Below are 15,247 nucleotides of genomic sequence, written 5' to 3'. Positions count from 1 at the left end.
GGCGCCCGGCCAGGCCGGCCGGGGCTTTCCAAGGTTTGAGCAAAAAACGAGCAGTTTCAAGGGCTTGTGCACAAACGCCGTGGACCGGCTTGTGGATAACCTTGGGGTAGAAGCCTACAGCCCAGGTGGAGCAAGGCTTGCAGGATTTTGTGTGTTTTTTGATCAGCTTCGCTTGCGCAGGCTGAGCCAGGCGTCGACGCTGTACACCGCCAATCCGGTCCAGATAAACACGAAGGCCATCAGGTTGCTGGCGGTCAGGTGTTCGTCGTACAGCAGCACGGCCAGTAGCAGCACCAGGGTTGGCGCGATGTATTGCAGGAAACCCAGGGTGGTGTAGGGCAGATGACGCGCCGCCGCGTTGAAGCTCACCAGCGGGATCAGCGTGACCGGGCCGGCGGCGATCAGCCACCAGGCTTGCGAGGTGGTCCAGAATTCGGCCTGGGCGCTGGTGGCGAGCGGGTGCAGCAACAGCCAGCCGAGGGCGATGGGCACCAGCATCCAGGTTTCCACCACCAGCCCCGGCAGGGCCTTGACCGGTGCCTGTTTGCGGATCAGCCCGTAGAAGCCGAAGGTCAGTGCCAGCACCAGCGAGACCCAGGGCAGGCTGCCGACCTGCCAGACCTGCTGCGCCACGCCCACGGCGGCCAGGCCGACGGCGATCCATTGCAGGCGGCGCAGGCGTTCGCCCAGCAGCAGCATGCCCAGCAGCACGTTGACCAGCGGATTGATGTAGTAGCCCAGGCTGGCTTCGAGCATGCGCCCGTTATTCACCGACCAGACGTAGGTCAGCCAGTTGGCGGCGATCAGGGTCCCGCTCAGGGCCAGGACCGCCAGGCGGCGCGGATTGTCGCGCAGTTCGCGCCACCAGCCCGGGTGTTTCCAGACCAGTAGCAGCAGGCTGCCGAACAGGGCGGACCAGAGCACGCGGTGGATGATGATCTCGACGGCCGGTACGGCGGCGATGGCTTTGAAGTAGATCGGGAACAGGCCCCAGATGATGTAGGCGCTGAGGCCGAGGATGTACCCGCGACGCGGGTTGGCGGCTTGCATGCAGAGTCCTTGCTTCGGCTGCTGACTGATTTGGGTGTTGATGCGCTGGTCTTGGTTGATGCGGTGAGGCTGAGGGCCCTGTCGCTGGCAAGCCAGCTCCTACACGGGCCGTGTGGAACGCGGGTTCCGGGCGCGTCGGGAGGGTGGCAGACCCTTGGCAAACAAACGCGCTCTTGTAGGAGCGCGCTTGCTCGCGATGGCGTCCTTTCAGACGCCGCCGCCGCTAAATCCTGCCACAACCGTCAGAATAATTTCAGCGGTTCTTCATTCAATGCGGAAAGTTGCTCGCGCAAGGCCAGGACCTGATCGCCCCAGTAACGCTCGCTGCCGAACCACGGGAAGCTATGGGGAAACGCCGGGTCGTCCCAGCGCCGTGCCAGCCAGGCGCTGTAGTGCATCAGGCGCAGGGCGCGCAGGGGCTCGATCAGCGCCAGTTCGCGGGGATTGAAGTCGTGGAATTCGCTGTAGCCGTCCATCAGTTCCGACAGCTGGCCGAGGCATTCCTGGCGATCGCCGGCGAGCATCATCCACAGGTCCTGCACCGCCGGGCCCATGCGGCAGTCATCGAGGTCGACGATGTGGAACATCTCGTCGCGGCACATCATGTTGCCGGGGTGGCAATCGCCGTGAATGCGGATGTTCTGGTGCGGGGTCTCGGCGTAGACCTGTTTTACCCGCTTGAGCAGGTCGCGGGCCACGGACTCATAGGCCGGCAGCAGGCTGCGGGGAATGAAGTTACCTTCCAGCAGGGTGGTCAGCGAGTCGTCGCCGAAGTTCTTCACGCCCAGCGCTTCGCGGTGTTCGAACGGACGGGTGGCGCCCACGGCGTGCAGGCGGCCGAGCAGTTGCCCAAGGCGATAGAGTTGGTCGAGATTGCCCGGCTCCGGTGCCCGGCCGCCACGCCGGGGGAACAAGGTGAAGCGAAAGCCGGCGTGTTCGAACAGGCTTGCGCCGTTGTGGATCATCGGGGCGACGACGGGGATTTCGCGCTCGGCCAGCTCGAAGGTGAAGCTGTGTTCCTCGAGAATGGCCTCGTTGGTCCAGCGCTGCGGGCGGTAGAACTTGGCGATCAGCGGTTCGCTGTCTTCGATGCCCACCTGATAGACACGGTTTTCGTAGCTGTTGAGCGCCATGACCCGGGCATCACTGAGAAAGCCGATGCTTTCCACGGCGTCGAGCACCAGGTCGGGGGTGAGTGTTTCAAACGGGTGGGACATGCTGACTCCTGCGGGCGGCAGGCGGCCGCGTCCGGCCAAGCATGTTAGCGCACCGGGGCGTAGAAAGGTGTCGGCTGTTCCGGCCTCTTCGCGGGCAAGCTCCGCTCCCACAGGTTTTCTGTCGTAGGCGGGAGCCAGGCTTGACTCGAATATTGTGGGAGCGGAGCTTGCCCGCGAAGACGTTGGGGGTTGTGTGGAGGCTCCCCAGACCGGTCGCGGTCTTTGTGGGAGCCGGCTTGCCGGCGATGAGGTCCTTGAGTCCTGTATCGACCTCAGGGACGCCGTCGCCGGCAAACCTGCTCCTGCAGGGGTGTGGCGTTTTCGAGCTGGGTTGATCAGGCGCCGATAATCCCGCCATCGTCCCGCCGGATCGCCATCACCGAGGAGCGCGGCTTGCCGTTCGGCAAATGTTCGGGGAAGGTCGAGTTGCCGGCTTCACCAGGATGCTGGATGCCGACGAACAAGGTCTTCTGGTCTGGCGAAAAGCTGATGCCGGTCACCTCGCAGCCCACCGGGCCGACCATGAAGCGACGGATCTCGCCGCTGGCCGGATCGGCGCAGAGCATCTGGTTGTTGCCCATACCGGCAAAATCCCCGGCGTTGCTGTAGTCGCCGTCGCTGAGGATCCACAGGCGGCCGGCCTTGTCGAAACCCAGGCCGTCGGGGCTGTTGAACATGTTCTGCGGGGTAATATTGGCCGAACCGGCCTTGGCCGTGCCGGGGTGCGCGGCAGGGTTGCCGGCGACCACGAACAGGTCCCAACCAAATGTATCGGTGCCATGATCATTGCCGGCGGCCTGCCAGCGCAGGATCTGCCCGTAGACGTTCTTCTCCCGGGGATTCGGTCCGCCGGTTGGCATACCTTCGTCGCCACGTTTGGAATTGTTGGTCAGGGTGCAATAGACCTGGCCATCAATGGGGCTGACGACTATCCATTCCGGGCGGTCCATGCGCGTGGCCTTGACCACGCTGGCGGCCAGGCGGGCATGGATCAGCACTTCGGCCTGGCTGGCGAAACCGCTGCCGGCATCGATGCCGTTCTTGCCGAAGCTCAGTTCCACCCATTCGCCGGCGCCCTTCGGCCGGTCCGGGTTGCCGTCGCCGTTGTCGAAACGCGCCACATACAAGGTGCCGTGATCCAGCAGATCACGGTTGGCCTTGGGGTTCTTGTGGTTGATCTTGTCGCGGCTGATGAACTTGTAGATGAATTCACCGCGTTCATCGTCGCCCATATAGACCACGGCACGGCCGTCACGGGTTTCGGCGAGGGCGGCGTTCTCGTGCTTGAAACGACCCAGGGCGGTGCGCTTGACCGGCGTCGACTGCGGATCGAACGGGTCGATTTCCACCACCCAGCCGTGACGGTTCAGCTCGTTGGGGTTTAGGGCCATGTCGAAGCGCGGATCGTGGGTGTGCCAGTTGATCTCTTTACTGCTGGCGACGACGCCATAACGCTTTTGCGCGGCATCGAATTTCTGTTCGGCATGGCTGCTGCCGAAACAGTCGGTGAAGTTCTCTTCGCAGGTCAGGTAGGTGCCCCAGGGGGTCTTGCCGTTGGCGCAGTTCTGGAAGGTGCCAAGGACTTTGCGACCCTGCTTGTCGGCTTGGGTCTGCAGCCAGGGATGGCCGGCTGCCGGGCCGCCGAATCTGATCGGTGTATTGCCGTGGATCCGCCGGTTATAGGCCGAGCCCTGGACGAAGTGCCATTGGTCGTCCTTGCGCTGTATTTCGATCACCGACACACCTTCGCTGGCCTGGGCCTTGCGCACGTCTTCGAGGGATTGCGGCTGGCCGCCGTGGGGGTAGAGGTAGCGGTAGTTGGTGTATTCGTTGTTGATCGCCATCAGCGCCCGGTTGTCGTCGCCGGGGAAGGGAAACAGGCTCATGCCGTCGTTGTTGTCGCCGAACTGGACTTCCTGGGCCTTGGCGCTGCCGTTGCCGCCGGGGTCGAAGGCCGGGCCGTTCTTGGCCAGCGGCTGGCCCCAGCTGATCAGCACGTTTGCGCTGTAGCCAGGGGGTAGGGTCAGGGTATCGGTGGTGGCGGCGGCAATGCTGTCGAAACCCAGCAGTTGGCCGGAGGCGGCGCTGACGCTGGCAGCCATCGCGCTGCGGGTCAGCAGGTTGCCGCCGAGGAACATCGCCGCGCCGCACAAGGCGCCGGCACCGATAAAGCCACGCCGGCTGAGGCCGACCATCTGTTCCAGGTCGGTGGGTTGGTTTTCTTCTAAGAGGTTCATGATCAGGCTCCCTGCGGGTCAGGGGCTCACCTTAGTAATGCACTGTGACGGATTTGTTGCAGGAAAAGCGGGGGATCGCTGCGTGATCGATCGCCGGCAAGCCTGCTCCTACAGGGGGTATGCGCTCTTCTGTAGGAGACGGCTTGCTGGCGATGGCCTCATACCGGTGTGCCCAGAATCACCAGGGACGGCGCAAACACCGTCTGCACCGGGCTTCCGACCCCCAGGTCGAGATTTTTTATCTGCTCCGGTGCTGCCAGCGCACAGAGCGTTTGTCCGTTCGCCAGCGCGATCCTGACTTGCGAAGGTCCGTCGTCATCCGCGGAAATTTCCTCGATTTGACCGGCCAGAGAATTGTGTCCAGATTTTGCCGGCTGCCCGATTGCATCCAATTCCAGCCAACCGGCCTTGATCAGGGCGACTACTTCGGTGCCGCTCTCCAACTCCAGGCGCAGGGTGCTGTCATGGGTGATCTGCGCCCGCAGCGTGAGCCCTCCGGCCAAGGCCAGGCGCACGAGGTCGTTGCGTCCTTGGCTGGTGATGTCCTGCACGGTGCCGTGGAGTTGGTTACGGGCGCTGGTGCGCAGCATCAGGCGGCCAAGCAGGTCGAGGTCGCCGCTGTCTTCGGCGGCCGCGAGGACCTGGGCCTGGATAGTTTGCAACCGTTGGTAAAGACGCAGCACCCGTTCGCCCTCGGCGGACAACTTTGCGCCACCGCCGCCCTTGCCGCCGACGCTACGTTCTACCAGGGGTTTCTGTGCCAGGTTGTTCAACTCGTCGATGGCGTCCCAGGCCGCTTTGTAGCTCAGGCCGGCACTTTTCGCGGCGCGGGTGATCGAGCCCTGTTCGGCGATATGTTGCAGCAGGGCGATGCGCTGCGGGCGGCGGACGATGTGTTGGGTCAACAGGACGGGCAGGGACATGGGGCGGACTTCGGGTCGCGGGGGTATTGGGCAAGGTGCCTCCCGCTGACTTCGACGTCAAGCCACAAGACCGCGCTCTGTTTCGAATTTGCTTGACTGACTGATAAGCCGGCTCGCCACGGGTTTTGCTGGTGTCCCTGGGACGGCTAGCGGCTTTCCGGGCTGGGTGTCCGCGCCAGGCAGTAGACATCGACCCGTCGCGCACCTTCCTTCATCAGCAATCGGGCCAGGCTTTCGGCAGTAGCACCGGTGGTCAGCACATCGTCCACCAGCGCCAGGTGCAGGCCTTCGACCTGCGCACCGGGCGCCAAGGCAAAGGCGTTCAACAGGTTGCGTCGGCGAGCCCTGGCATCCAGTTCCTGTTGCGCGATGGTGTGCTGAACTCGCAGCAAAAGGTGTTCATCTGCGGAGATTTCCAGGTTCTGGCTCAGCCACGTCGCCAGCATCGCCGCCTGGTTGTAACCCCGTTGACGCAGGCGTCGGGTCGCCATGGGCACCGGCAGCAGCAGGTCCGGTCGCGGCAGGCCATTGTCGAAGCGCTCGCGCAGGGCCTGGGCAAGCAATTCACCCAGCAGACGCCCCAGTGGCCATTGGCTCTGGTGCTTGAAACGGGTGATCAGGCTGTCCAGCGGGAAGCGGTAGGTCCAGGGCGCAATCACTTGCTCGAAAGCCGGGGGCTGCTTGAGGCACTCTCCACAGCTCAGTCCCGCCGCGGCCAAGGGCAGGGCGCAGATCTGGCACGACTCCATCAGCCAGGGCAACTCGCTCTCGCAGGGTGTACAGATAGGATGGGGTGTGTCAGTGGCTTCATCGCACAACAAGCAAATTTGTTTGTTTTTTAACCAGATGTAAACCGGTCCTGTGTATCGTGGTTGACAGTGCATGCGTCTTCCTTAAATATGCCGAGCATCCGTGTCGCGTCTGTGGGTATTCCTTTGCCCCGGCCGCTTGCCCAGCATAAAACAAGGAACTCCGCCGATGAGCGCCAGCATCACCGCCACTTTGCGTCACGATTGGTCTTTGGCCGAGGCCAAGGCTCTGTTCGTCCAGCCGTTCAATGACCTGCTGTTCCAGGCCCAGACCGTGCACCGCGCGCACTTCGACGCCAATCGCGTGCAAGTGTCGACCCTGCTGTCGATCAAGACCGGCGCCTGCCCGGAAGACTGCAAGTACTGCCCGCAGTCCGGCCACTACAACACCGGGCTGGAAAAAGAAAAACTGATGGAAGTGCAGAAGGTGCTGGAGGAGGCCGCCCGGGCCAAGGCCATCGGTTCGACCCGCTTCTGCATGGGCGCGGCGTGGAAACACCCGTCGGCCAAGGACATGCCCTACGTGTTGCAGATGGTCAAAGGGGTGAAGGCCATGGGCCTGGAAACCTGCATGACCCTGGGCAAGCTCGACCAGGAGCAGACCGCCGCCCTGGCCGATGCCGGCCTCGACTACTACAACCACAACCTCGACACCTCGCCGGAGTTCTACGGCAGCATCATCACTACCCGCACCTACAGCGAGCGTCTGGAGACCCTGGCCTATGTCCGCGATGCCGGGATGAAGATCTGCTCCGGCGGTATCCTCGGCATGGGTGAGTCCCTCGACGACCGCGCCGGGCTGCTGATCCAGCTGGCAAACCTGCCGGAACACCCGGAATCGGTGCCGATCAACATGCTGGTCAAGGTCGCCGGTACACCGCTGGAAAATGCCGATGACGTCGATCCGTTCGATTTCATCCGCATGCTCGCCGTGGCGCGGATCCTGATGCCGCAATCCCACGTCCGCCTGTCGGCCGGCCGCGAAGCGATGAACGACCAGATGCAGGCCCTGGCGTTCTTTGCCGGTGCGAACTCGATCTTCTACGGCGATAAATTGCTGACCACCGCCAACCCGCAGGCTGACAAGGACATGCAGTTGTTCGCGCGCCTGGGCATCCTCCCCGAGGCTCGTGAAGAGCACGCTGACGAAGTGCACCAGGCGGCCATCGAGCAGGCCCTGGTGGAGCAAAAGAGCAGCGAGCAGTTCTACAACGCCGCTGTTTGATCTGCCCTGTTTTCACCCAGGGCACCGCTCGGCCTTGTGGGAGCAGGATTCATCCGCGAAGGCGTCCTCGAGATCGCCAGAAGCTTCGCGGATCAATCCTGCTCCCACATAGCCGAGCGGTGTTCTTCGGATCGCATCTGCGAGGCTCCAATGTCCTTCGATCTCGCTGCCCGGTTGTCCGCCCGGCGTGCCGAAAACCTCTATCGCCAGCGCCCGCTGCTGGAGAGTCCGCAAGGCCCGCATGTGGTGGTCGATGGCCAGCCCCTGCTGGCCTTCTGTAACAACGACTACCTGGGCCTGGCCAATCATCCGCAGGTCATCGAAGCCTGGCAGGCCGGCGCGGCGCGCTGGGGTGTCGGCGGCGGTGCCTCGCACCTGGTGATCGGTCACAGCGGGCCGCATCACGCCCTGGAAGAGGCCCTGGCCGATCTCACCGGCCGGCCACGTGCGTTGTTGTTCACCACTGGCTACATGGCCAACCTTGGTGCGGTCACAGCGTTGGTGGGGCAGGGCGACACGGTGCTGGAGGACCGTCTCAACCATGCGTCGCTGCTGGATGCCGGCTTGCTCTCGGGGGCACGCTTCAACCGTTATCTGCACAACGACGCCGTCAGCCTCGCCAAGCGCCTGGAGAAAGCCAGCGGAAATACCCTGGTGGTCACCGACGGGGTCTTCAGCATGGACGGCGACCTGGCCGACTTGCCGGCCCTGGCCCGTGAGGCGCGGGCCAAGGGCGCCTGGCTGATGGTCGACGATGCCCACGGTTTCGGCCCCCTGGGGGCTAATGGCGGCGGCATTGTCGAGCATTTCGGCTTGAGCCAGGAAGACGTGCCGGTGCTGGTCGGTACCCTGGGCAAGGCCTTCGGCACGTCAGGCGCCTTTGTCGCCGGCAGTGAAGAGTTGATCGAAAGCCTGATCCAGTTCGCCCGGCCCTACATCTATACCACCAGCCAACCACCGGCCCTGGCCTGTGCGACCTTGAAGAGCCTGGAGCTGTTACGTAGCGAGCACTGGCGGCGCGAGCACCTGAATGGGCTGATTCGCCAGTTCCGCCGGGGTGCGGAGCAAATCGGCCTGACCCTGATGGACAGTTTCACCCCGATCCAGCCGATCCTGATCGGCGACAGCGGCCGGGCACTGCAGTTCGCGCAGCTATTGCGTGAGCGCGGGCTGATGGTCACGGCGATTCGTCCGCCGACCGTCCCGGCGGGTAGTGCCCGGCTGCGGGTGACCCTGTCCGCGGCCCACAGCGAGGCGCAGGTGCAGCTATTGTTAGAGGGGCTGGCTGCGTGTTTCAGCCGGTTGGGCCCCTTTGATCCCGTGGAGCCAAACCATGCGTGATCGTCTGATCCTGTTGCCCGGTTGGGGTCTCGGTATCTCGCCGCTGGAACCCCTGGCCGCCGCCTTGCGCGGGCTGGATGAGCACTTGCGGGTGGAAATCGAACCTTTGCCGGAACTGGCTTGCGGTGACCCCGACGAGTGGCTCGACGAACTGGATGCGACCGTGCCGGACAACACCTGGCTGGGTGGCTGGTCCTTGGGCGGCATGCTGGCCTCGGCGCTGGCGGCCCGTCGCGGCGACCGCTGCTGCGGTCTGTTGACCCTGGCGAGCAACCCGTGTTTCGTGGTGAGTGACGGCTGGTCCGGGGCCATGGCGAATGACACCTTCGACCTGTTCCTGGCCGGCTGTCGCGCCGATCCGCAAGCGACCCTCAAGCGTTTCAGCCTGCTCTGTGCCCAGGGTTCGGCGGACCCGCGTGGACAGGCGCGACTGCTCCTGGCCGGTGCGCCGAATACCGCGCCATCCGTTCTGTTGAACGGGCTGGAGGTGCTGGCACAACTGGATACCCGGCCTGCCCTGCAAGCCTATCGTGGTCCGCAACTGCACCTGTTCGCCGGCCAGGATGGCCTGGTGCCGGCCGAGGCCGCCAGTGAATTGCTGGCGTTGCTGCCGGATGTCGAAATCGGCCTGATCGAACAGGCCGGCCACGCTTTCCTACTGGATGACCCCCATGGAGTGGCCGGGGCTGTCCAGGCCTTTTTGCATGAGTCCGGTGATGACTGATCTTTCCCATCCTGTCTTGCCCGGCGGTCTGCCCGACAAGCGTCAGGTGGCTGCCTCGTTTTCCCGCGCGGCGGCCAGCTATGACAGCGTCGCCCAATTGCAGCGCGATGTCGGTCATGAGTTGCTCGGGCGCTTGCCGGTCTCGTTGCACCCATCCCGTTGGCTCGACATGGGGTGTGGCACCGGCTATTTCAGCCGGGCCCTGGGCGTTCGCTTCGACCAGGGCGAAGGCGTGGCGCTGGATATTGCCCAGGGCATGCTGGAGCACGCCCGTCCCTTGGGCGGTGCCCGGCACTTTGTCGCCGGGGACGCCGAGCGCCTGCCATTACAGGCCGCTAGCTGCGACCTGGTGTTCTCCAGCCTGGCGGTACAATGGTGCGCCGATTTTGCCGCGGTACTCGGCGAGGCCCATCGGGTATTGCGCCCGGGTGGGGTGATGGCCTTTGCCAGCCTGTGTGTCGGCACCCTGTACGAGCTGCGGGAAAGCTGGCGGACGGTGGATGGCCTGGTGCATGTCAACCGCTTCCGGCTGTTCAGCGACTATCAACAACTGTGCCGAGACAGCGGTTTGCGCGTGGTCAGCCTGGAAAGCCGACCGCAGGTACTGCACTACCCTGATGTGCGCAGCCTGACCCATGAGCTCAAGGCGCTGGGCGCGCATAACCTCAATCCTGGCCGACCGGGCGGTTTGACCGGGCGGGCACGGATTCTCGGGTTGATGCAGGCCTATGAACGGTTTCGCCAGGCCGAGGGGCTGCCGGCGACCTATCAGGTGGTCTACGCGATTCTGGAGAAACCGCTATGAGTGCTGCCTATTTCATTACCGGCACCGACACCGACGTGGGCAAGACCACGATTGCCGCGGGCTTGTTGCACGCGGCCCGTCAGGCTGGCCTGAGCACCGCGGCGGGCAAGCCGGTGGCGTCCGGCTGCGAGGTGACGCCCGAGGGGCTGCGCAACGCCGATGCCCTGGCGTTGTTGGCAGAATGTTCGCTGCCGCTGACCTATGCCGAGGTCAATCCGGTGGCCTTCGAGCCGGCAATCGCTCCGCATCTGGCCGCACGCGAGGCTGGGGTGAAGTTGACCGTGGCGTCCTTGCTGGGACCGATGCGGCAAGTATTGGCCAGGCAGGCCGATTTCACCCTGATAGAGGGGGCCGGGGGCTGGCGGGTGCCGTTGGCGGAGCAGGCCAGCCTGTCGGATCTGGCCCAGGCGCTGGCCTTGCCGGTGATCCTGGTGGTGGGCGTGCGCCTGGGGTGTATCAGCCATGCCCTGCTGACCGCCGAAGCCATCGACCGCGATGGGCTGCAACTGGCCGGCTGGGTCGCCAATATCATCGATCCGAAGACATCGCGCCTGGAGGAGAACCTCGCAACCCTCGCCGAACGCCTGCCGGCACCTTGCCTGGGGCGGGTGCCGAGGCTCAAGGCGGCGAGCGCCGGAGCCGTGGCGCAGTACCTGCAACTGGACCTGCTGGACTAGGCGCCGCGCCACGGTGTCTGCGGGCTGATTGATGTGACCCTAAGACTCTGGCTATCAACAGGCAATCTGCCATTATTGTTTTTGACGGGTGTTTCTTTGACGGGTCTGGTTAAATGCAGACTGTCGATTCTGTCTCCAGTCGAGTTTGCCCATGGAAATCTCAGGAAATACCGCTCTGTATGCCGGTCTGAGCACTATTCGGACCGGGCAGAATCGCGTCGATCAGTCGGCCAGCCAGGTGGCCGATACCATTGCCGAGCGCTCGCTGAAGAGCCAGTCGTCCGATACCCAGGTCAACCGGCTGTTGTCGCTGGACCGTAGCCAGCAAGATTTGTCGAGCACCATGGTGGACATGTCCCAGGGCAAGCTTCAGGTCGAGTTGGGCGCCAAGGTGGCCAAGGCCTCGGACCAGGCGCTGGGTACGTTGATCGATACCTACGCTTGATGTGGGGGGGCAACCCCAATACTGTTCAACGACGAATGATCTCAAGTCTGACCGAGATGTGTGACGAGTGGGCTTGCCCACGCTCGGCTGCGCAGCAGTCGCAAAACCGGCCGCCTCGGTCTACCCGATGCACCGGATTCGCAGGTTTTAGGGCTGCTTCGCAACCCGGAGCGGCGTTCCGACCAGCCCGCTCGCCACAGCGGCGATTCCTGAACTTCTCCCTTGTTTCATAAGCACCGGCTTACCCTCGACTATTCTTTCCATGACGCGCCCCTGGATGCCCTTCAAGGCTGCCGGCCTTTTCCTGCGCGTCTTTCATCCATGTATGACAAATGGACTATGAACGACACTTGACAAGAATTGAGCGCAAACGTATGTTTCAAACAACCGTTTGACCGGCGTGGCAAATCGACGCGGTCGCTCATTCCAGGATTCATCAGCAGAGGTTTATCGCTATGCCTGACTACAAGGCCCCCTTGCGTGATATTCGCTTCGTCCGTGACGAGCTGCTCGGTTACGAAGCGCACTATCAGAGCCTGCCGGCTTGCCAGGACGCTACTCCGGACATGGTTGACGCCATCCTTGAGGAAGGCGCCAAGTTCTGTGAGCAGGTACTGGCCCCGTTGAATCGGGTCGGCGACACCGAAGGCTGCACCTGGAGCGAGTCCGGCGTTAAGACACCGACCGGTTTCAAGGAAGCCTACAAGCAGTTCGTCGAAGGCGGCTGGCCAAGCCTGGCCCACGACGTCGAACACGGCGGCCAAGGCTTGCCGGAGTCCCTGGGCCTGGCGGTCAGCGAAATGGTCGGCGAAGCCAACTGGTCGTGGGGCATGTACCCGGGCCTGTCCCATGGCGCGATGAACACCATTTCCGAACACGGTACCCCTGAGCAGCAAGAGGCTTACCTGACCAAGCTGGTTTCCGGCGAGTGGACCGGCACCATGTGCCTGACCGAGCCGCACTGTGGTACTGACCTGGGCATGCTGCGGACCAAGGCCGAGCCTCAGGCTGATGGTTCCTACAAGGTCAGCGGCACCAAGATCTTCATTTCGGCCGGTGAGCACGACATGGCCGACAACATCGTCCATATCGTCCTGGCACGCCTGCCGGATGCGCCGGCCGGCACCAAGGGTATTTCGCTGTTCATCGTGCCCAAGTTCCTGCCGAACGCCGACGGTAGCGTCGGTGCGCGCAATGCGGTTTCCTGCGGTTCCCTCGAACACAAGATGGGTATCCACGGCAACGCCACCTGCGTGATGAACTTCGACGCGGCCACCGGTTTCCTGATCGGCCCGCCGAACAAGGGCCTGAACTGCATGTTCACCTTCATGAACACCGCTCGCCTGGGGACCGCGCTGCAAGGCCTGGCCCACGCCGAGATCGGTTTCCAGGGGGGCCTGAAATATGCCCGCGAGCGTCTGCAGATGCGTTCCCTGACGGGGCCGAAAGCGCCGGACAAAGCCGCCGACCCGATCATCGTGCACCCTGACGTGCGGCGCATGCTGCTGACCATGAAGGCCTTCGCCGAAGGCAACCGGGCGATGGTCTACTTCACCGCCAAGCAGGTCGACATCGTCAAGTACGGCCAGGATGAAGAAGAGAAGAAGAAAGCCGACGCCCTGCTGGCGTTCATGACCCCGATTGCCAAGGCGTTCATGACCGAAGTCGGCTTCGAAGCCGCCAACCACGGCGTGCAGATCTATGGCGGTCACGGCTTTATCGCCGAGTGGGGCATGGAGCAGAACGTTCGCGACAGCCGCATTTCGATGCTGTACGAAGGCACCACCGGCATCCAGGCCCTCGACCTGCTGGGTCGCAAGGTGTTGATGACCCAGGGTGAAGCGCTGAAGGGCTTCACCAAGATCGTCCACAAGTTCTGCCAGGCCAACGAAGGCAACGAAGCGGTCAGCGAGTTCGTCGCACCGCTGGCGGCCATCAACAAGGAATGGGGCGAGCTGACCATGAAAGTCGGCATGGCCGCGATGAAGGACCGTGAAGAAGTCGGAGCCGCTTCGGTGGACTACCTGATGTACTCCGGTTATGCCTGCCTGGCTTACTTCTGGGCCGACATGGCGCGCCTGGCGGCCGAGAAGCTGGCTTCGGGTACCACCGAGGAAGGCTTCTACACCGCCAAGCTGCAGACCGCGCGTTTCTACTTCCAGCGCATCCTGCCGCGTACCCGCACTCATGTGGCAACCATGCTGTCGGGCGCGAACAACCTGATGGACATGAAGGAAGAGAACTTCAGCCTGGGCTACTAAGCCGCACTGAGTCCTCTGCAAAAGCCGCTTCGCCTTCGGGGGAAGCGGCTTTTTTTGCCTGCGGCCCAGGGCGAGGCCCGCAGAAAAAATTCCCGACTGAATCGCTAAGAAGAATCGCCGCGCTGCCGTTATAGAGAGGGTGTTTGTGACTGATGTCACATTGCCGTACTTTAGTTCTTACAATACAGGCACAATGCCATTTATTGCGTTGCCGGTCGGAGCTTTACCCTTGCCGCGTTCTTCCGCTGTCCATGCTGGTCATTTTTTGCCCTCTCTCCTGTTGTTGCTTGCGGGGCTCGCGGCTGCCTACGTCAAGGAACTCAACGTCTTCTTCACCTCGCTGTTCAATGTGTTGCCGACCCTGGTTTTGCTGCTGGGCGGTTCCTACTGCGCGGTGTACCGACGCCAGCGTGAACTGTTCCTGATGGTGACGGTGTATATCGCCTATTTCCTGCTATCCACCCAGACCGACTATTACCGGGATCACGGCAAGGTCCGCGAGGATGCCGCCGTGGTCTTCCATCTGTGTTGCCTGTTGCTGCCGCTGCTGTTTGGTGTGTACGCCGCCTGGCAGGAGCGCACGCACCTGTTCCAGGACATGGTCGCGCGGTTCGCCGTGCTGCTGGCGGTGGGTAGCGTGGCGCTGGGCCTGGAGCAGAGTTATCCGCAAAGCTTGCTCGACTGGCTGGCGGAAATCCGCTGGCCGTCGCTGCACGGGGACTGGATGAGCCTGATCCAGTTGTCCTACCCGGTGTTCTTCGCTGCCTTCCTGTTGCTCACGGTGCAGTACTGGCGCAATCCGCGACCGTTGCACGCGGCGCAACTGACCGGGTTGCTCGGGTTGTTCTGGATGTTGCCCAAAACCTTCATCCTGCCGTTCACCCTCAACATCATGTGCAGCCAGGTGATGTTGATGATCGCCGCGGCGGTGGCCCATGAGGCCTATCAGATGGCTTTCCGCGACGAGCTCACCGGCTTGCCGGGACGCCGCGCGCTGAACGAGCGCATGCAGCGCCTGGGGCGCAACTATGTGCTGGCGATGACCGACGTCGACCACTTCAAGAAATTCAACGACACCCACGGTCACGACGTCGGCGACCAGGTGTTGCGTCTGGTGGCGAGCAAGCTGGCGAAGGTCAGCGGCGGCGGTCGCGCCTATCGTTACGGTGGTGAAGAGTTCGCGGTGGTGTTCGCCGGCAAGAGCCTGGAAGAGTGCATGCCGCACCTGGAGGTCATTCGCGAAGTGATCGCCAACTACCATATCCAGTTGCGCAACCAGGACAACCGCCCCCAGGACGACCAGCAAGGTCGTCAGCGCCGCGCCGGCAGCGGGGCTAGCAGTGTGTCGGTGACCGTGAGTATCGGTGTCGCCGAGCGTCAGCCGGAACAGCGCACCCCGGAAGAAGTGCTCAAGTCCGCCGACCAGGCGCTCTATGCCGCCAAGGGGGCGGGGCGTAACTGCGTGGTTGCGGCGGGGCAGACCCGGCGTGGCGCGGTGCGCACGGGTGAAGCCGTCGGCTGAGTGATGGTGGA

General features: G+C 63.3%; 13 protein-coding genes. 8 read left to right on the top strand and 5 right to left on the bottom strand.

Going from position 1 to position 15,247, the window contains the following annotated elements; all coding sequences use genetic code 11:
• Positions 1–162: 162 nt before the first annotated feature.
• The 5 genes from rarD to M5B99_RS10290 form a co-directional block, all read right to left on the bottom strand.
• Positions 163–1,050: an EamA family transporter RarD gene (gene rarD / locus M5B99_RS10310; RefSeq protein WP_248803931.1), complete on the bottom strand. Its 888-nt coding sequence runs from the start codon at positions 1,048–1,050 to the stop codon at positions 163–165.
• A 242-nt stretch (positions 1,051–1,292) separates the two neighbouring features.
• On the bottom strand, positions 1,293–2,267 hold the full coding sequence (locus M5B99_RS10305) for a serine/threonine protein kinase (protein ID WP_248795302.1): 975 nt from the start codon (positions 2,265–2,267) through the stop codon (positions 1,293–1,295).
• A 335-nt stretch (positions 2,268–2,602) separates the two neighbouring features.
• Positions 2,603–4,504 carry a PhoX family protein gene (locus M5B99_RS10300; protein WP_248803930.1) on the bottom strand — a complete coding sequence of 634 codons (1,902 nt, stop codon included), beginning with the start codon at positions 4,502–4,504 and terminating at the stop codon, positions 2,603–2,605.
• A gap of 158 nt (positions 4,505–4,662) precedes the next feature.
• The gene (locus tag M5B99_RS10295; protein ID WP_248803929.1) at positions 4,663–5,427 is read right to left on the bottom strand and encodes a TOBE domain-containing protein; all 765 of its coding nucleotides are present in this window, start codon (positions 5,425–5,427) and stop codon (positions 4,663–4,665) included.
• A gap of 146 nt (positions 5,428–5,573) precedes the next feature.
• Positions 5,574–6,311: a ComF family protein gene (locus M5B99_RS10290; protein ID WP_248803928.1), complete on the bottom strand. Its 738-nt coding sequence runs from the start codon at positions 6,309–6,311 to the stop codon at positions 5,574–5,576.
• A gap of 94 nt (positions 6,312–6,405) precedes the next feature.
• On the opposite strand from M5B99_RS10290, the gene bioB reads away from it, so the two are divergent.
• The 8 genes from bioB (at position 6,406) to M5B99_RS10250 (ending at position 15,236) form a co-directional block, all read left to right on the top strand.
• Complete coding sequence (bioB, locus tag M5B99_RS10285; protein ID WP_248803927.1) at positions 6,406–7,461, top strand: biotin synthase BioB; 1,056 nt, start codon at positions 6,406–6,408, stop codon at positions 7,459–7,461.
• Positions 7,462–7,611: 150 nt separating this feature from the next.
• Complete coding sequence (bioF, locus tag M5B99_RS10280; RefSeq protein ID WP_248803926.1) at positions 7,612–8,802, top strand: 8-amino-7-oxononanoate synthase; 1,191 nt, start codon at positions 7,612–7,614, stop codon at positions 8,800–8,802.
• Complete coding sequence (locus M5B99_RS10275; protein ID WP_248803925.1) at positions 8,795–9,526, top strand: alpha/beta fold hydrolase; 732 nt, start codon at positions 8,795–8,797, stop codon at positions 9,524–9,526. The genes bioF and M5B99_RS10275 overlap by 8 nt, the downstream gene beginning before the upstream one ends.
• Entirely contained in the window at positions 9,519–10,331 is an 813-nt protein-coding gene (bioC, locus tag M5B99_RS10270) for a malonyl-ACP O-methyltransferase BioC (RefSeq protein ID WP_248803924.1), read from the top strand. The genes M5B99_RS10275 and bioC overlap by 8 nt, the downstream gene beginning before the upstream one ends.
• Positions 10,328–11,008: a dethiobiotin synthase gene (bioD, locus tag M5B99_RS10265; protein WP_248803923.1), complete on the top strand. Its 681-nt coding sequence runs from the start codon at positions 10,328–10,330 to the stop codon at positions 11,006–11,008. Before bioC ends, bioD begins: the two co-directional genes overlap by 4 nt.
• A 151-nt stretch (positions 11,009–11,159) precedes the next feature.
• A complete protein-coding gene (locus tag M5B99_RS10260; protein ID WP_248803922.1) occupies positions 11,160–11,453 on the top strand; it encodes a pyrroloquinoline quinone biosynthesis protein PqqE in 294 nt (97 codons plus the stop codon).
• Positions 11,454–11,908: 455 nt separating this feature from the next.
• Positions 11,909–13,714, top strand: coding sequence for a phenylacyl-CoA dehydrogenase (locus M5B99_RS10255; protein WP_248803921.1), 1,806 nt, complete (start codon positions 11,909–11,911; stop codon positions 13,712–13,714).
• 229 nt (positions 13,715–13,943) lie between these two features.
• Positions 13,944–15,236, top strand: a complete 1,293-nt coding sequence (locus M5B99_RS10250) for a GGDEF domain-containing protein (protein ID WP_248803920.1) — start codon at positions 13,944–13,946, stop codon at positions 15,234–15,236.
• The last annotated feature ends 11 nt before the right edge of the window (positions 15,237–15,247 follow it).

The sequence above is a fragment of the Pseudomonas sp. MWU13-2100 genome (assembly GCF_023242365.1).
Lineage (GTDB): Bacteria > Pseudomonadota > Gammaproteobacteria > Pseudomonadales > Pseudomonadaceae > Aquipseudomonas.
Note: the sequence above shows the minus strand (reverse complement) of the source record. Positions and strands in the feature narration are given on the sequence as shown.